Consider the following 17,002-nt stretch of genomic DNA (forward strand, 5'->3'; position numbering starts at 1 on the left):
ACGCGTAACGGACTCTACTCGTAAATGAGGTGTTCCCAAAAGACACGTAATCATGAAGCTCCCTCTTCAATGGGCAGGATGCGAGGCGCATCCTGCTCTTTCCGTTTTCGAAACGACAATCGTGTGGTAAAATAAAGACAAAATGGAAAGAAAGGTGGCGTTATGATGAGCGACTGTATTTTTTGTAAAATTATAAACGGAGACATTCCTGCCGCAAAAGTATTTGAAAACGAGCATGTCATCGCCTTTTTAGACATTAGCCAAGTGACGAAAGGACATACGCTCGTCGTCCCGAAAGTACATAAAGAAAATATTTATGAATTAACTTCAGACATCGCCCAACGTGTATTTGAGGTCGTTCCGACAATCGCCAATGCGATTCGTGAACAGTTTTCCCCAGAAGGCATCAATATTTTAAGCAACAACGGAGAAATTGCGGGACAAACCGTTTTCCATTATCATATGCATATTATTCCGCGATACGGTAAAGGGGATGGATTCGGGGCTGTGTGGAAATCACATCAAAGCGACTACACGTTTGATGAGTTACAACATATCGCTTCGCAAATAAAACAAGGTTTATAAAAAGAAGGTGTCCTTCGTGGGCACCTTCTTTCGTTCGAAGATAAGAAAGTATAAAATTTGGAGTTGATGTCTAGCTCCAAGCGCCATCGGCTCGAGTCGCTTCGCCCCACACTGCGGCGGCAACAGCCTCCTCGGTGGGGCTTGTGCGCTCTTCGCCGATAGGCGGGCGCTTTGCGCTTTTCTTATAAACGTTTTATTCGCTTTTTAATGCGTCTTTTAACGATTTGTCTTTAATGTCGACATTCGCTTCTTTCATAAGCTTATCGAGTTTCGATTGCACTTTCGATGCATCGAGTTTGCTCTTTTTCACTTCGTATTCCATTTCTTCTTTCATTTCATCAAACGACTTTTTCTCTTCTTTATCTGTCACTTTAATGATATGGTAGCCAAATTGCGTTTTCACTGGGTCGCTTACTTCACCGACTTTTAACGCATAAGCTGCTTTTTCAAATTCTTCAACCATTTTTCCAGGTCCAAACCAACCTAAATCGCCGCCATTTTGAGCAGAAGCGGTATCTTTCGAATATTCTTTTGCTAATTTCGCAAAATCCTCGCCTTTTTCTAATTTCGCTTTAATTTCTTTTGCTGTTTTTTCATCGTCCACTAAAATGTGGCTCGCTTTCACTTTCGGCTTATATTCATTATAATATTTTTTCAATTCTTCATCGGACACTTTTATATCTTCCATCGCAGCTTTTTGTCGCAACAAATCAAGTTTTACCATGTTGCGAATCGCTTCTTCTCCGTTTTGTTGCACCGCTAAATCATATTGAACGCCATACATCTCTTTTAAATTTTCGATTTCCTTATCGATTTCTTTATCTGTTACTTTAAATTTTTTGCTTAACACTTTCTCATGTACAAGATCGCGCAACACATCTTTCCCGAAACGCTCTTTCATTTCGTTATATAGCTCGTCTTTTGTAATGTTGCCTGCCTTCGTTTCGACGACAACGTCTGATCCGTTATTACAAGCCGAAAGCGCAAGCATTGCCGCTGCCGACATTGCAACTGTCCATTTTTTCATTTCCTCACAACTCCTATCTATAAATGTACACAAAACATACTATACCATATTTTTTCCGAAAGCTAAAATAAAGCACGTATGCGCCCATACCATTTCACCTCTATTGACATACAATACATTGTCAAAGCGTCGCAACGCCTTCATATACGAAAGGAGGTGTCGTCTATGGGTGCAGGAGTAGGATATGCAAACGGATTTGCGTTAATCGTTGTGTTGTTTATTTTATTAATTATCGTTGGTGCGGCTTGGTTATACTAAACGAACGAAAGCTGACAGGGACACTGTCAGCTTTTTTACGCAAATAATACTTCGATGTAGGAAGAAATAAGTAAAATCGTAATAAGGACGTTAATTGTGCGAAACACTTTCGGCTGTTTTTCTTCTGGAATTTCTTTTTGAATACAAAGTGAATTCGTGAGCTGATTGATCATGAAAAGTATAATTGTCGCAAGGGGTATAAAATAAAGCGCCAAAACATTCCCCTCCTAGTTTTATGTATTTACTCCCCTACTTTACAACGATTTTTTTGATAAATCAATAATGGACATTTCATTTATGCAACAATTCCTGTAAAATATAATACACATAAGCACACAAAAGGAGTTTCGAAAGATGAGCATCGAACAACGCATTGAAAAACTTGAATATTATTGTTCGCTCATGTTGGACATGATCGTACCAGAAACGAAGCCATTTTATGCGCTCGTCATTCGGTATGGCTTGACAAAAGAAGAAGTTGAACATACGTTGCGCCTTTGCGAACAATTAAGTGAACAATATAAACAACAAAAAGAGGAAGGATTCGTCATTTTCACCTCGCTTTTTCATGAATTTGCGGGTGCGCTTCATCCGAACCTTCCACTTGCTGAGACGATCGACGCGTTAAAAAAACAACAATTATTCGTTCCACTTATGACAGAGTTTCAACGTTTATTACATACGCTCAACGAATGAAGCTACTTCTTCTTTTTGCTCATCTTTCTTTTTTAACTTTCCATTTTCTTCAACAAACTCTTGGTCGATGTTTTGAAAGGAACGTTCAAAAATTTCCATAAAATCGTCGCCGTACACATTTCGAATCATACACATCATTTCTAACATTTCTGGAAATTTACCATACAATTCGTACAGCGGCTGAATCCCTTGAAGAACAGACGTCCGTTTCGGATCATACGACTCCATTAATTTTAATAAAATCTCTTCCCCTTTGTCCGTCAACTCAATGTACGTATTTCGCTTATCGTCTTCTTTTTTCGAAAACGACAATAGCCCGCGCTCCTCTAATTTTTTCGAAAAGTTAAATGCCGTCGATACGTGCATGACACCAAACTTTGCGATTTCAGAAATCGATGCTCCTTTTAAATGGTATGCAATCCATAAAATATGATGCTCGTTAATGTTTAAGTCAAATGGTTTAATCCATTGTTGCCAATCTTTTTCGATTGATTTCCACAACGCTTTACTTAATTGGGCCACCCTTTGACTAAATAACATCGCCTCTTTAACAGAATAATGTCGTTCCGTGCTTTTCATCTCTCCACCCACTTTTTCGTATTTCTTTCTTTTTATCTTTTATTATGCCAGTAAAACAATAAATAATAAAGTATTAAATATTAGAATTTTTTAATAAATTGAAATATAGAATTTTCGAACTAGGAGGAACAAACATGGTCATCGCGACGGCGACGCTTGGGTTCATCTTTTTGTATTTGACGATTGCCACGTTTTCTATGTTGAATAAAGCGCGCATGTATCCCCCGAAAAAAGTGTTAAAGCAACGCATGAGTGTATTTGGAAGCCTTGCTCTCTTTTTTATCGCCATTACCTTTTTACTTTTACGCATGCAGCAGTAACAACGATATAAGGAAAACCCGACCATAAACGATCGGGTTCTTTTTATTATTGTTGCGGAACGGTATATGTTCGTCTCATCAGCGATTGTACGATCGGATAAATGACGACCATCGCAATCGTATTGACAAACGCTGTTGGAATGACGACAGCAACGAACAATCCGCCAAACGTTGCTCCTCCTGGCAAACCGACAACCGCTAAAGCAACGGCCAAGAACGTCGCACCAGAAATAAACGTGCCAATCGCAGTAAGCAATGCCGCTTTTACTGGCGTCACTTTCGTCTTAAACAGCATTAACAATCCAAAACAGAGTGTAGCCGTCACAATTTTATCAACGACGTTCGGGATAAATCCCCCAGGGAAGCTTGTCGTCACCCCAGAAATGATCCCTGTTGCAATCGCTAATAAACTAACGGCTGTTTTGTTCGGGAAGAGCATCATACCTAAAAACATCATCGTCAACATCATATCTGGCTTCATCCCAAAGAAAAATCCCGGAATGACTGCGTGCAACACCGCACCGATCCCAACAAAAAGCGATAATAATACTAACGTTCTCGTATTCATTTCTCATCTCTCCTCATCTCATTCTTTTCTCTTCTCAGCTTGTAAACAAGTTTAACAATATTATAGCACTTTAAAGTGTCGACGTAAAATAAAAATTTTCAAAAAATATTTTTTCGGAACGTTTCCATAAATTGCACTAACACTTCACATGCTTCGATGTCAACCGCATTATAAATAGATGCGCGACATCCCCCAACAGAGCGATGACCTGCTAATCCAATCAACCCTTTTTCTTTTGCTTCCGCTAAAAACTTCTTTGTGAGCTCCTCATTCGGCAACGTAAACGTTACATTCATATGCGAACGGCTTTCTTTTTTTGCATGCCCTTTGTAAAATCCTTCACTTTCATCAATACAACGGTATAATATCGCGGCTTTTTCCGCATTTTTCTTTTCGATCGCTTGCACGCCACCTTGTTCCTCTACCCATTCGAGCACGAGCGATAACATATAAATCGCAAACGTCGGTGGCGTGTTATATAACGAACGGCTTTCGCTATACGTCCGATAGTTTAACATCGTCGGCAAACGGTCGTCCCCTTTCGCCAACAAATCTTTCCGAATAATGACTACCGTCACGCCTGAAGGTCCTAAATTTTTTTGCGCTCCTGCATAAATGAGCGCAAAACGGCTCACATCTATATCGCGGCTTAAAATATCGCTCGACATATCAGCAATTAAATCAACAGACACGTTCGGAAATTCACGCCATTGTGTTCCTACAATCGTATTGTTCGACGTAATGTGCAAATACGCTGGACGCTCGGACAGCTCAATATTCGTCGGAATGTACGTATATTGTTCCTCCTTCGACGAAGCTGCTACGTGCGTTGCTCCTACTTTTTTTGCCTCTTTCATCGCTTTATCCGACCATGAGTCCGTTAACACATAGTTGCCGACTTCCCCTTCTTTCAATAAATTCATCGGCACCATAGAAAACTGTAAACTTGCTCCTCCTTGTAAAAAAAGCACATCATGCGTATCAGGAATGTTCATCAGCTTGCGCAACAACGTTTCTGCGCGCTCATGCACCGCATCATATTCTTTGCTTCGATGGCTCAGTTCCATGACTGACATGCCTGTTTGTCGAAAGTTGAGCAATTCTTTTTGCGCTCGCTCTAACACAGCTAGCGGCAAAGCTGACGGTCCTGCATTAAAATTGTACGCTCGCTTCACGCTTTTCTCCCCCTCATGTCATGTAATAATATATATCCTAACATGAAACGCAAAAAAATGAAGAAAAATTTTTGTGAATTTTTAAAAAAGAAAAAAGACCTTGTTATTCCAAGGCCTTTTGTCGCTGCTGGCGCGCTTGACGAATGCGCTCCATATACACTTCTCCTTCTTTTTCTAACAACTTCTCATCTATTTTTCGTTCTTCTTTTGCCGTACGAATGGCCATATATCCGCTAATGATAATCCCAACAAGAAGCAATGTAATAACCATACATATCCTCCTTTAAGCTTGTCTTACTTTACACATATGCGCACAACCGGAAAAATAGAAGTATAAAAGAAGGAAATGATGATGAAGAAGCGAATACATGAAAAGAAAGGGGTGGGGAATTTGAAAACATATACGTTAACCGTTTTTGAAAAGACGGGAGAAAAATTGCTTGATGAAACATTTACTGCCGCAAACGATGACGAAGCAAAACGAATCGGCGAGCAAAAATTAAAAGAGAAACAGTTAGAACATAAAACGCATCGTTGCACGACATCAAGCGGTAAACTCATTTTATTTCATCGATAAAGCCCCGATCATGTCGGGGCTAAAATAATTGTTCCATCATTTTTAATTTTTCATTTGTGTAATGTTCATAATGTTCATTATACACTTTCGGTTCTTTCGGATTAGCAAAATGCGTAATCGCTTTTGTTTCTGGGTGCACAAACTTGCTTGATGCCCCACATCCTAATCCGATGATCGACTGTTGTTCTTCCATAATCATAATATTATAAATGCTTTCTTGACCTGGCAATGCATAACCGACATTTTCTAAATTGCCGAGAATGTTTTTTTGACGGTATAAATAATACGGCACATATCCTTTTTCCTTCGTCCATCGTTCCGCGCGCTTCATCATTTCACTAATTTCGTCCCGATCCGTCACTTTATACTTTTCTTTATTTTTCGTCATCTCTGAAGCGCGTTTAAACGACAACGTATGCACCGTCAACGACTCCGGCATCAACTTTTCTGTTTGTTCGAGCGTATAACGGAATTGCTCAATCCCTTCACCCGGCAATCCGATAATTAAGTCCATATTAATATTGTTCATACCTGCTTCGCGCGCAAGATGAAATTTTTCAATCGTCTCTTCAACCGTATGATGACGGCCGATCGCTCGCAACGTTTCTTGAATATATGATTGCGGGTTAATGCTAATGCGGTCAATGTTCCATTTTTTCAACACCGCTAGCTTCTCTGTTGTAATCGTATCTGGTCTTCCTGCTTCAACTGTAATTTCACGCACGCGCTCGACGTTTGGAAAAGCGCGATACATATGCGCATATAGCGCATCCATCTCCTCCGCTGTAATGCTTGTCGGTGTGCCACCACCGTAATAAATCGTCGTAATCGGAATGTTGCGCTCTTTCAGAAACCGTCCAATTTGTTCCATTTCGTAATGCAATCCGAATAAAAACGAATCGACAGACCCTTGTTTTCCTTGAATCGCATAGGCTGGAAACGTACAATACGCACATTTCGTCGGACAAAACGGAATGCCAATATAAATGCTCACTTCTTTCGATAAATCGTACAAATCTGGCACAACCGTCAACTGACGATCGACAATTTGTTGCATAAGCTCAATTTTCTCGTCCGTCACTAAATAATCTTCACGCAATGTGCGATGCGCTTCTTCTTTTGTGAAACCAGAACGTAATTTTTGATGAAGTAACTTTACCGGACGAACGCCTGTTAAAATCCCCCACTGTTGCACAACGCCTGTGTATTGCTGTAATAGAGATAAATATATATACGAAACCGCATGTTTTACTTGCTTCATACGTCCTTTTTCTTCTTCTGTTTTCCAAAACCGTTCGTAATGAGCCGCATACGTGCGACCATGTTCATCTCGCAACGTACCAACAACGATGAGCTGGTCTCCTTGTTGTACATCGATAGTTACACGCACATTCGCTTCTTCTGTTCGTGCGAAAGAGAGCGTTTGCTCTTCAAAAAATAGACCGGTAATAACCTCTAAAGAACGTTGAAAACGATCAACCGGCTCAAGTCCGCAAATGTCAATACGCAATGAAATCACCTTTCGCTTCAAAGTATTAAACTCATTTAAGTGTACAGAAGAAGCGAAAAGCTCGTCAAGAAACGGAAATTATTTTTTCTCTGTCGTGCGAATTTGCCGTAAAAATTGTGGGCGATGTTGTTTTCGAAAATGTTCTTTAATCATATAAGCAACACCGAGCTGGTCGTTTGAACGCGTCACCCAATCGGCAATCGCTTTTACTTCATTTGCCGCATTCCCCATCGCAACGCCAAGACCAGCCGCTTCAATGGCCGGCATATCATCCATATGATCGCCGATCACAACCATTTCTTGTAACGAAATTCCAAGTTCGTTTCCAAGACGAATAAGCCCATTTAGTTTTGAAACGTTTTTTGGCAACAATTCAATTTTCCCATCACTAATAGTGAGGGAGAGCTCTGGAAACGCACGCTCCATCGTTTCAACAATTTCATCACGTTCGTCTTCATTCGAATAAAAAACATCGATTTTCATGACATCAATCGGGTCATCGCGCAACACATCACTTAATGAGTCTACAAACTGCGCTGGGTAAAAAAACGGATCCCCTAAAATCGTTTTCGCAATCATATTGTTTTTTACTTTTTTTCGATTTCCGATTGAATACCGTTCGTGAAGCAAACGAACGTTGCAGTTGAAATGTTCAAGCACGTGCACAACATCAAACGTTTTTTGTGCTGGAATAACCGACTCATATAACTTTTCTTCTAATGACTTCGCCACAAGCGCCCCTTGAAATGTCACTAAATACGAATCTAATTTCAACGCTTTCGCCACTTTTTTAGCTGACAAAAAGTTTCTTGACGTCAGCAACGTAATATATACGTCTTTTTTCTTCACAAAATCGATCGCTTCTTTCGTTTTTTTCTCTAATTTTCCGTTTGATTTTAATAACGTACCGTCAATATTGAGCGCAAGCAATTTATACATGATCGTCCCCCCTCGATGTCGTGGCTTCATTCATACGTATGACAAGGGTATAAAAAAAAGAACACCCATTTTCATGAGTGTCCGTCATATAGCTGCTCAATTGGTTGAATCATCGCAGCCATCGCTTGAGCAAACAATTCGTTTAAACGTTCTTCTGCCTGAATAAGCCGTGCGATATTTTCATTCATTTCAATAACGTGTAAATGTTGTTGCAACAATTCGACATCTGCATCGCTGACCGGGAATCCGCTCATTTGTTTTTGTTGGAGCTGTTTTTGCAGCGTACGAAATTTCGTAAATAATTGGTGCGCCGTTTGGTCACGTTGCACTTGTTCATAAGCGCGGCGAAGTTCCGCAAACGGTTCACTCATACGAATGACTGTTGAAAGTTCGTCAATCGCTTGAAGGACGTCCATGCGACACGCTCCTCTCTTTTTCCCTTTCTATTTACGATATGAGCGAAGCGGTCGCTGTATGTCTACAATTGAATGAAAAACGTTATACAACCTTGAATTAGTCCGATCACTCCACCTAGCAAAGCCCCTAAATATGTAATCATTTTAAACTCGCGGCGCGAAATCGTTAAAATCATTTCCTCTAGCCGCTCAACAGAAAAAGATGCCACTTCTTCCCGAACGATGTCTTGCAAATGAAGTCGCTTCATCCATTGTTCAATGCGTTGAGAAGCGAACTGTAAAAGAAAACGAACGAATGTCGGCAATGAAGCGCGCACATGAGAAGCGACAAGCGGACCGAACGGCTGCTGAAGCGGTTCTTGCACAACGGCTGCTGTCAGTCTCTTTATCCATAGCACCATTTTTTCATCACCGATCATTTGCTCCACATCGTGCACATGTATTGCTTTCACTTTTTCCCATTCGTTTGTAAATAGTTGCACAAGCAACTGCTTTGCACCATCGCTTTGTAAAAATTTCACGATTTCCGGGCGAATTTTGTCTGCTAAGCTGACGTTGCCAAGAAACATTTGAATCATATTGCCAAACATGCCGCGGCTTTGTAAAAATTCATTAATCATCTGTTCAATTTGCCGCTCTCCTTGTTCGCTCTCTACATACGTGCGCAGGCGAAACAATAACCGCTCGGCGATCGAAGGAATGGCGCGATCAATTTTTTGGAGTATTTCACTTGGAATGACATGATAAAGCGGCTGGTCTCTATATTGTGACATCATCGTTTTATATTTTTTTTCAATCCACATTTCAGCGATTTGCTCAGGATGTTTAACACCGAATCGCTCAAGCCAATCGGCAACCGTTCGATCCGATTGTAGCCAACGTTCTACTTCTTCCTGTACATAGCTTGTCATATCATGAACAAATGTTTCGTCGTTTAGTTTCCGTCGCAGTCCGTCAGCTGTTAATAAATGTTCAACGACCATGCGCCCAAGTTGTTCCGCTAATTCTTCTCTCCGCTTCGGAATCAATCCCGGGGTAAATGGAAGCCTTTTTCCCGCAATATATATTGGGCGATACGGACGAAAAAGCATTTTAATCGCCAGTGAATTTGTGACCCCTCCGATCAATGCGCCAACAGCGATCATAAACAATAAATAAAGAAAAAGCCCCATAATGATCTCCCTTCTGCCAATAAGCTTTTCTAACCATTCATTATAGGGCTTGTCCGTTATGAGTGCAAACGTGTGATAACTGTTTGTGCAGCTGTTTCAAACTTTTACATAACAAGATGCGAAACAGTTCTCGTTCTGTCGCACGTTCAGACGCAAGCCACGCTTCTTTATATATATTCATTTTCTCAAACTGCTCGCGCCATTCATCTTTTGTTTCTTTTTGATTTCTTTCCCATTCTTTCCCCATATGCAACACATATAAATAACGAACGAGTGCTTCTTCCTCTTTATCTAAATAGTAATTCGTTAATGCGTGTAAAAACTGAACAGTCATCATTTTCACCTCTCGTCATGAATATATGTGGACAACAAATGAACAATGCATACTTTTCTTTCGCATATACAAAATAACGAATAAGGGGGCATAGATCATGAAAGAACGCGATAATTATGAATGGGATATTGATCGAATGATTAACGAAGGCATGGCAGGAGGATACGTATATTCGTGCTATCAAGCAACAAATATTGAAGAGGCGCGCGATGTTCAAACAGAACAACCGCCACATGAAGTGAAATAAAGCGGCGAGCATTTTCTCGCCGCTTTTTGTATAATGATCGTGATGGGAGACGAAAGGAATGGGCATATATGTTAAAAAAATTACGAGCATATTATCAAGAAGCGCTTGTTGAACATGCACATGTGAGCGAGCAGCATGAATATGAATGGTTTGTCACAGAACAAGGTGAGCTTTTTGGCATAAAAAAAGAAGCACTTACCGTAAAAGAACGGGAACTTTTAGCGACGTTGTTTGCACCTCGTAAACTTATGCCTCCTTGGATGACCGAACACGAACGAGCATGGTATCGTTTTTTAATTCAAAACGACAAACAAACATTTGAACAGTTACCTTCCTCGACATATACGCGCTTCATTTACTTTTACATACAAAAAGGGACGGTGGATGCAGACGATTTTATGGAAGCGATTCAATCGCTTTTTCCTTATGACGTGACGATCATTTCCGAAACAGAACAATGCTTTATCGTCATTGAACAACAAGAAGAAAACGTTGCTTCTACTTTGTCTGAGCTGATCGATACGTTATGTAGCGATTTTTACATTCAATTGCGGGCATATATTGGGCAAAAGTGTCCACATACTGTTGAACTTGCGCACATGTTCCTTGCCGAAAAACGATATTTTCAAGTTGCCATAACGCATAAGCCCGAACAACGCGTCTACTGCATCGAAGACGTCTTTCCTCTTTTGCTGATCAACAATGAGGACATCACGTATGCGATGACGTTTTTACAACCGATTAAGCAAGATCCCGATATAGTTAAAACGATGAAGACGTTTTTTGAATGCAATTTAAACGTTTCTCTTGCGGCAAAAAAGCTTCATATGCACCGCAACAGCTTACAATACCGCATTGATAAACTGATCGAAAAAACAGGGATTGATATAAAGCAGTTTAAAGGAGCACTAACCGTGTATTTAGCCATTTTACTTTATGAACGGCACTAGGCACATTGCCCGAAAACGTTTTCTTTTTTTGTGCACGATGTCCATTTACCGTTCGTTTATTTTTATATATGCTTAAATCAAATGAAATCGATTACATGAGGAGGCATATACATGGCTGAGCTTCGTTTAGAACACGTGTATAAAATTTATGACAATAACGTAACCGCTGTAAAAGACTTTAACTTACACATTCAAGATAAAGAGTTTATCGTATTCGTCGGTCCATCTGGTTGCGGAAAATCGACAACGCTTCGCATGATCGCAGGTCTTGAAGAAATTTCAAAAGGTGATTTTTACATTGATGGAAAGCGAATGAATGATGTTGCGCCAAAAGATCGTGACATTGCGATGGTGTTCCAAAACTATGCCCTTTATCCGCATATGAGCGTATACGATAACATGGCATTCGGATTGAAATTGCGTAAGTTCCCGAAAGATGAAATCGACCGTCGCGTTCGGGAAGCTGCACGCATTCTCGGTCTCGAACAATATTTAGATCGTAAACCGAAAGCATTATCAGGCGGTCAGCGTCAGCGCGTAGCATTAGGACGTGCCATTGTGCGCGATGCGAAAGTATTTTTAATGGATGAGCCGCTTTCAAACTTAGATGCCAAATTGCGTGTACAAATGCGTGCAGAAATCGCAAAACTTCATCAACGTTTAGGAACAACGACCATTTACGTCACACACGACCAAACGGAAGCAATGACGATGGCGACGCGCCTTGTCGTTATGAAAGATGGCGTCATTCAACAAGTTGGAACACCAAAAGAAGTATATGAAAAACCAGAAAATATTTTCGTCGGCGGATTTATCGGCTCACCAGCAATGAACTTCTTGCGCGGCGTACTTCAAGACGGTGTATTCGTTATTGGCGATGTCAAAATTGCAGTTCCAGAAGGAAAAATGAAAGTGCTTCGTGAACAAGGATACGTTGGAAAAGAAGTCATTTTAGGCATTCGCCCAGAAGATTTCCATGACGAGCCAGTATTTCTAGAAGCGTCACAAAATACAAAAGTGCGCGCACATGTTGAAGTGGCAGAACTGCTCGGCGCAGAAATTATGGTATATTCTCAAATTAACGGTCAAGAATTTGTTGCGCGTGTCGATGCACGCACAGACGTCAAAGCAGGTCAAACGATCGATCTTGCGTTAGATATGAATAAAGCACATTTCTTCGACGTCAACACAGAATTACGTATTCGTTCAAATAGTGAAAAATAATAACAGAGCCCGTTCGTTTGAGCGGGCTTTTACTCTTGAATAAAACGAACAACATCGTCATCACAATTATCACAATGAAACAAATGAACGCAGACATGTTGTTTTCTCGTATGTGCATAGCCATCAACCATTTTCATCATATCTGCATCCATATACGGACTATAATCATCAAAATAATCCGTTAATTTTCCTTCATCTTTTAATTTTTCTCCACATTGCTCACAATAAAAAACGATTGTCCGCAAACCATTACATAACGGACAAATGTGCATATTCATCCCTCGCTTCGTGATTTTCCATTATCTTTCCCACTACACAAAAAATTACCACATAAAAAAAAGAATAATAAAATGTTTTTTCCCCAAAATAGTAGTACAAACAAGCAAACAACATTCGATGGGTTAAGCCAAGCTTGGCAGCGTGAAAATCATCACGTGTTGCTGGTGCAAATCCAGCTAACCCAACCATAAAAAATTGTAACGAGGAGATGAATGAACATGGCAAACACAAATCAATTACTAGTATACGGTGCACAACAAGCAATCGATCAAATGAAATATGAAATCGCTCAAGAATTTGGTGTAAACCTTGGACCAGATGCAACATCACGCGCAAACGGTTCAGTTGGTGGCGAAATTACAAAACGTCTTGTTGCAATGGCGCAACAACAATTAGGCGGATCTTACACAACTAAATAACATGGCTGAAAACCCCCAAGCGTTTGCTTGGGGGTTTTACTGAATACGTTGTAAAAACTGACGCGTTCGTTCATGTGTTGGATTTGTAAAAAGTTGCTCCGGATGACCACGTTCAATGATCATTCCTTCATCAAAAAAGATCACTTCATCAGCAACTTCACGCGCAAAGCGCATTTCATGAGTTACAACGACCATCGTCATTCCTTCATTCGCTAAATCTTTCATCACTTTCAACACTTCACCAACAAGTTCCGGATCTAATGCTGACGTCGGTTCATCAAATAACAATACTTTCGGCTCCATCGCAAGCGCCCGTGCGATGCCGACACGTTGTTGTTGCCCTCCGGATAATTGAAATGGGTACATATGCATATGATCTTTTAATCCGACTTTCATAAGCAATTGTTCCGCTTTTTCTTTTGCTTCATGTTTGCTTAGTCGTTTAACGGTCATCGGCCCTTCCATAACATTTTCAAGCGCTGTCATATGTGGAAATAAGTTGTATGCTTGAAACACCATTCCTGTCAATCGGCGAAAATGTATGATTTCTTTTTTTGATAACTTGTTTATAAATTGAAGTTGCTCACCATCGATCGTTACTGTTCCACGATCAGGCATTTCCAATACGTTTAAACAACGCAATAACGTCGTTTTTCCTGATCCCGATGGGCCGATAATGACAACAACTTCTCCCTTTTTCACCGTTAAATGAACGTCTTTTAACACGTCATGATTTCCAAACGTTTTACGCAATCCTTCAACAACTAACATCGTAGCTCTCCTTATTCGTTTATCGAACAACATAACGACTGAAGCGTTTTTCAATGATCCCTTGGACAATTGAAAGGACAAAGCAAATGATCCAATAAATCAGTGCCGCTTCGGTATAAAGCAATAAAAATTCATAATTTGTCGCCGCAATTTCTTGTGCCTTTCGAAACATTTCAGCAACAAGAATGAGCGAAGCGAGAGATGTATCTTTCACTAAGCTAATAAACGTATTCGATAACGGAGGAATACATACGCGTGCAGCTTGTGGCAAAATAATACGGCGTAACGTCTGCACATCGTCCATTCCGAGAGAATATGCCGCCTCCCATTGACCTTTTGGAATCGATAAAATAGCGGCACGAATAATTTCGGATGCGTATGCTCCGACATTGAGTGAAAAACCAATGATTGCAGCTGGAAACGGATCGATTGTTATCCCGACAGTTGGAAAACCATAAAAAATAATGAACAATTGCACAAGCAATGGTGTGCCGCGAATGGCCGACACATACGCACGCGCCACCCATTGCAACGTTTTTATGGTGGATAGCCGAGCTAAAGCAGTGAAAAGTGCAATAGCCAAGCCAATAATAAACGTTATCACCGCTAACGGAATCGTATATAACAAAGCTCCCTTCACCAAAGGGAGAAGGGAACTTTCTGCTATATTCATCAATCTTTCTAATCGTTCTGGATCAATCCACATATTACTTAGATACATCTTCACCAAACCACTTTTCTGAAATTTTTGCATACGTGCCGTCTTCCATCATCTCTTTTAGCGCTTTGTTTACAGCTTCAACAAGCGTGTCGCTCCCCTTTCGGAACATAAGTCCGCTTTGGGAAGCATCATCGTGTGTAGCCACAATTTGAATGGGAGCGTCTGGTTTTTGTTTAAGAAAATCAAGGACAGATAATTTATCGTTAATCGTTGCATCGACTCGTTTCGAATTTAACAGTTCAATCGCTTGATTAAATCCTTCTACTCCTACCACTTCAGCCCCGTATGAACGAGCTAAATCAGCATAGTTGCTCGTCATCGATTGTGCTGCTTTTTTCCCTTTTAGGTCGTTAAATGATTTCAACTGTTGGTTTTCTTTATGAACGACGAGAACAGCTGCTGACGTAATATACGGATCAGAAAAGTCGTATTTTTCTTGACGATCTGGACGAATACCGACTTGGTTCGCAATCATATCAAAACGTTTCGCATCTAAGCCAGCAAACATCGCATCCCACTGTGTTTCTACAAATACAGGTTTCACACCGAGACGTTTTGCTACTTCTTTAGCAATTTCAACGTCAAATCCTGTTAACTCTCCTGTTTCGTCATGAAACGTAAACGGCGGATATGTTCCTTCCGTTCCGATTTTTAATTCCCCTTTTTCTTTTATTTGAGCAAATAAGTCGTTTTCTTTTTCATTTTGACCGCAACCCGTCAGCAATACCCCCATTACGAACAATGCGATCATTAATAACCACTTTTTCATCATATAACCCCCATTAATCTTATCGGTTTTTACGCTTATTCATCGTAATGGAAGTTGACAAAGATGTCAACAAAAAAAGGAGCGAATCGCTCCCTTTTTACACATTTTCCATAATCGGTTCACGAATGCGAACGAGCACTTTGCGAATACGACGGTTTTCCACTTGGCGAACGGTGACGGTTAATGATTCGTATTCAAACGATTCTCCAACGGTGGGGATGCGTTCAAACATTTCAAACACCCATCCTCCAAGCGTATGAGAAGAACTTTCTAATTCATCAATTCCTAAAATGTCACAAAACTCATCAAGCGGTAATTCGGCATTAAATTCATATTCGTAATCGTTAATTTTTTGGAACGTTTTCACCGCTTCATCATGTTCATCCCATATTTCGCCGACAATTTGTTCTAAAATATCTTCTAACGTAATCAATCCCGATGTGCCGCCAAACTCATCGATAACGATCGCCATATGTACTTTACTTTTTTGCAATTCAGGCAACAATGTAGAGATGCGCATCGATTCAACAACAAATAGCGGCGTACGCAACAACTCGCGAACGTTGACTTCTTTCCCTTGTACGAGTTGACTAAAAAAGTCGCTTTCCGATAAAATGCCGATGACGTTATCAATATCTCCTTCATATACCGGCACGCGCGAATATCGTTCACGTAAAAAAATGTCGCGAATTTCTTCAACGGGCTGATTCACTTCTACTGCAACCATATCGATACGGGGTGTAAAAATTTCACCAACTAAAATATCATTAAAATCGAGCGAACGATGGACGAGCTCTTTCTCTTTATTATCAATCACTCCCTCTTCCTCACTTAAATTGACCATGACTTTAATTTCTTCTTCTGTTACAGAAGGAATATCTGCTTGATGGCCAACGAATTTCGATACAAGTTTTTTTAACATGACGAGCAATGCTGTAACGGGAGTAAATAGTTGAATAAGCATATATAGTACATCGGAAATAAGAAGTGAAAACGACTCCGCATGTTCTTTCGCCAATGACTTTGGCAATACTTCACCAAAAATTAAAATTAAAATCGTCATGCCAACGGTGCTAATGACAAGACCTGTACTGCCACCAAACAAATCTGTCGCCACTTTGGCAGAAATGGACGCTGCGGCAATGTTCACGATATTATTCCCGACTAAGATGGTAGAGAGGGCTTTGTCGAAGTTTTCTGTAATATATAGTGCTTTTTTACTGCCACGTCGCTTTTCATCCACATAGTTTTTCAAGCGAATTTTATTGACGCTCGAAAACGCTGTTTCTGAAGCTGAAAAAAAGGCGGATAATAAAATTAAAGCAATGAGTAAAAAAATTAAACTCAGAGGCAAATCTCCCAATGAATATTCACACTCCCTCTAGAAATGTTGATATATCAAGGTTTCTTGGCATCTTAGGGGTGCCAAAAAAATATTTTTCGACAAAATTCATCACATACTTTTT

The 17,002-nt window shown here is 40.3% G+C and carries 25 protein-coding genes; 9 read left to right on the forward strand and 16 right to left on the reverse strand.

The features are described 5' to 3' along the window. Positions 1–165: 165 nt before the first annotated feature. Positions 166–585, forward strand: a complete 420-nt coding sequence (locus tag EKC99_RS08200; RefSeq protein ID WP_009361999.1) for an HIT family protein — start codon at positions 166–168, stop codon at positions 583–585. A 193-nt stretch (positions 586–778) separates the two neighbouring features. On the opposite strand, the gene EKC99_RS08205 is transcribed toward EKC99_RS08200, so the two are convergent. Beyond that, on the reverse strand, positions 779–1,612 hold the full coding sequence (locus tag EKC99_RS08205; RefSeq protein WP_009362000.1) for a peptidylprolyl isomerase: 834 nt from the start codon (positions 1,610–1,612) through the stop codon (positions 779–781). A 165-nt stretch (positions 1,613–1,777) separates the two neighbouring features. Here EKC99_RS08205 and EKC99_RS08210 point away from each other — a divergent pair, with 165 nt between their 5' ends. Continuing rightward, positions 1,778–1,870 (forward strand): YjcZ family sporulation protein, encoded by a 93-nt coding sequence (locus EKC99_RS08210; RefSeq protein ID WP_009362001.1) that lies wholly within the window; start codon positions 1,778–1,780, stop codon positions 1,868–1,870. 35 nt (positions 1,871–1,905) lie between these two features. Here EKC99_RS08210 and EKC99_RS08215 read toward each other — a convergent pair whose 3' ends face one another. Continuing rightward, entirely contained in the window at positions 1,906–2,085 is a 180-nt protein-coding gene (locus tag EKC99_RS08215) for a hypothetical protein (RefSeq protein ID WP_009362002.1), read from the reverse strand. A 139-nt stretch (positions 2,086–2,224) separates the two neighbouring features. Between EKC99_RS08215 and EKC99_RS08220 the strand changes: the two genes are divergently transcribed. Further along, positions 2,225–2,566: a YhaI family protein gene (locus EKC99_RS08220; RefSeq protein WP_009362003.1), complete on the forward strand. Its 342-nt coding sequence runs from the start codon at positions 2,225–2,227 to the stop codon at positions 2,564–2,566. On the opposite strand, the gene EKC99_RS08225 is transcribed toward EKC99_RS08220, so the two are convergent. After that, on the reverse strand, positions 2,546–3,145 hold the full coding sequence (locus EKC99_RS08225; protein WP_009362004.1) for an HTH-type transcriptional regulator Hpr: 600 nt from the start codon (positions 3,143–3,145) through the stop codon (positions 2,546–2,548). The two genes, EKC99_RS08220 and EKC99_RS08225, sit on opposite strands and share 21 nt — an antisense overlap. A gap of 134 nt (positions 3,146–3,279) precedes the next feature. Here EKC99_RS08225 and yhzF point away from each other — a divergent pair, with 134 nt between their 5' ends. Then, positions 3,280–3,465, forward strand: a complete 186-nt coding sequence (yhzF, locus tag EKC99_RS08230) for a membrane protein YhzF (protein ID WP_009362005.1) — start codon at positions 3,280–3,282, stop codon at positions 3,463–3,465. A gap of 46 nt (positions 3,466–3,511) precedes the next feature. On the opposite strand, the gene EKC99_RS08235 is transcribed toward yhzF, so the two are convergent. From EKC99_RS08235 to EKC99_RS08245, 3 genes are all read right to left on the reverse strand, one after another. Beyond that, the gene (locus EKC99_RS08235; RefSeq protein ID WP_009362006.1) at positions 3,512–4,033 is read right to left on the reverse strand and encodes a tryptophan transporter; all 522 of its coding nucleotides are present in this window, start codon (positions 4,031–4,033) and stop codon (positions 3,512–3,514) included. Between the two features lie 98 nt (positions 4,034–4,131). Further along, complete coding sequence (gene serC, locus EKC99_RS08240; protein WP_009362007.1) at positions 4,132–5,208, reverse strand: 3-phosphoserine/phosphohydroxythreonine transaminase; 1,077 nt, start codon at positions 5,206–5,208, stop codon at positions 4,132–4,134. A gap of 103 nt (positions 5,209–5,311) precedes the next feature. After that, on the reverse strand, positions 5,312–5,479 hold the full coding sequence (locus EKC99_RS08245) for a sporulation YhaL family protein (protein WP_163151382.1): 168 nt from the start codon (positions 5,477–5,479) through the stop codon (positions 5,312–5,314). Between the two features lie 120 nt (positions 5,480–5,599). Between EKC99_RS08245 and EKC99_RS08250 the strand changes: the two genes are divergently transcribed. After that, a complete protein-coding gene (locus EKC99_RS08250) occupies positions 5,600–5,785 on the forward strand; it encodes a YhzD family protein (RefSeq protein ID WP_026011563.1) in 186 nt (61 codons plus the stop codon). Between the two features lie 19 nt (positions 5,786–5,804). On the opposite strand, the gene EKC99_RS08255 is transcribed toward EKC99_RS08250, so the two are convergent. From EKC99_RS08255 to EKC99_RS08275, 5 genes are all read right to left on the reverse strand, one after another. Next, positions 5,805–7,304, reverse strand: a complete 1,500-nt coding sequence (locus EKC99_RS08255; RefSeq protein ID WP_163151390.1) for a coproporphyrinogen III oxidase — start codon at positions 7,302–7,304, stop codon at positions 5,805–5,807. Positions 7,305–7,373: 69 nt separating this feature from the next. Further along, positions 7,374–8,234, reverse strand: a complete 861-nt coding sequence (locus EKC99_RS08260; RefSeq protein WP_009362011.1) for a Cof-type HAD-IIB family hydrolase — start codon at positions 8,232–8,234, stop codon at positions 7,374–7,376. A gap of 71 nt (positions 8,235–8,305) precedes the next feature. Then, positions 8,306–8,650 (reverse strand): YlbF/YmcA family competence regulator, encoded by a 345-nt coding sequence (locus EKC99_RS08265; protein WP_009362012.1) that lies wholly within the window; start codon positions 8,648–8,650, stop codon positions 8,306–8,308. A 62-nt stretch (positions 8,651–8,712) separates the two neighbouring features. Beyond that, positions 8,713–9,822 (reverse strand): DUF445 domain-containing protein, encoded by a 1,110-nt coding sequence (locus EKC99_RS08270; RefSeq protein ID WP_163151384.1) that lies wholly within the window; start codon positions 9,820–9,822, stop codon positions 8,713–8,715. A 40-nt stretch (positions 9,823–9,862) separates the two neighbouring features. Then, positions 9,863–10,159: a hypothetical protein gene (locus tag EKC99_RS08275; RefSeq protein WP_238148420.1), complete on the reverse strand. Its 297-nt coding sequence runs from the start codon at positions 10,157–10,159 to the stop codon at positions 9,863–9,865. A gap of 94 nt (positions 10,160–10,253) precedes the next feature. Between EKC99_RS08275 and EKC99_RS08280 the strand changes: the two genes are divergently transcribed. The 3 genes from EKC99_RS08280 (at position 10,254) to EKC99_RS08290 (ending at position 12,577) form a co-directional block, all read left to right on the forward strand. After that, positions 10,254–10,403 (forward strand): hypothetical protein, encoded by a 150-nt coding sequence (locus EKC99_RS08280; protein WP_009362015.1) that lies wholly within the window; start codon positions 10,254–10,256, stop codon positions 10,401–10,403. A gap of 68 nt (positions 10,404–10,471) precedes the next feature. Next, on the forward strand, positions 10,472–11,353 hold the full coding sequence (locus EKC99_RS08285; RefSeq protein ID WP_163151386.1) for a PucR family transcriptional regulator: 882 nt from the start codon (positions 10,472–10,474) through the stop codon (positions 11,351–11,353). Between the two features lie 111 nt (positions 11,354–11,464). Then, a complete protein-coding gene (locus EKC99_RS08290) occupies positions 11,465–12,577 on the forward strand; it encodes an ABC transporter ATP-binding protein (protein WP_009362017.1) in 1,113 nt (370 codons plus the stop codon). Positions 12,578–12,606: 29 nt separating this feature from the next. On the opposite strand, the gene EKC99_RS08295 is transcribed toward EKC99_RS08290, so the two are convergent. Next, complete coding sequence (locus EKC99_RS08295; protein ID WP_035064737.1) at positions 12,607–12,849, reverse strand: hypothetical protein; 243 nt, start codon at positions 12,847–12,849, stop codon at positions 12,607–12,609. Positions 12,850–13,074: 225 nt separating this feature from the next. Here EKC99_RS08295 and EKC99_RS08300 point away from each other — a divergent pair, with 225 nt between their 5' ends. Further along, positions 13,075–13,275, forward strand: coding sequence for an alpha/beta-type small acid-soluble spore protein (locus EKC99_RS08300; RefSeq protein ID WP_003395655.1), 201 nt, complete (start codon positions 13,075–13,077; stop codon positions 13,273–13,275). 36 nt (positions 13,276–13,311) lie between these two features. On the opposite strand, the gene EKC99_RS08305 is transcribed toward EKC99_RS08300, so the two are convergent. The 4 genes from EKC99_RS08305 to EKC99_RS08320 form a co-directional block, all read right to left on the reverse strand. Next, on the reverse strand, positions 13,312–14,046 hold the full coding sequence (locus tag EKC99_RS08305) for an amino acid ABC transporter ATP-binding protein (protein ID WP_009362019.1): 735 nt from the start codon (positions 14,044–14,046) through the stop codon (positions 13,312–13,314). 19 nt (positions 14,047–14,065) lie between these two features. Next, complete coding sequence (locus tag EKC99_RS08310) at positions 14,066–14,767, reverse strand: amino acid ABC transporter permease (RefSeq protein ID WP_035064735.1); 702 nt, start codon at positions 14,765–14,767, stop codon at positions 14,066–14,068. Then, positions 14,754–15,536 (reverse strand): amino acid ABC transporter substrate-binding protein, encoded by a 783-nt coding sequence (locus tag EKC99_RS08315; RefSeq protein ID WP_163151391.1) that lies wholly within the window; start codon positions 15,534–15,536, stop codon positions 14,754–14,756. The genes EKC99_RS08310 and EKC99_RS08315 overlap by 14 nt, the downstream gene beginning before the upstream one ends. A gap of 97 nt (positions 15,537–15,633) precedes the next feature. Then, a complete protein-coding gene (locus EKC99_RS08320; RefSeq protein ID WP_163151388.1) occupies positions 15,634–16,899 on the reverse strand; it encodes a hemolysin family protein in 1,266 nt (421 codons plus the stop codon). Positions 16,900–17,002 lie beyond the last annotated feature (103 nt).

The sequence above is a fragment of the Anoxybacillus sp. MB8 genome, from assembly GCF_011006755.1.
GTDB lineage: Bacteria > Bacillota > Bacilli > Bacillales > Anoxybacillaceae > Anoxybacillus > Anoxybacillus gonensis.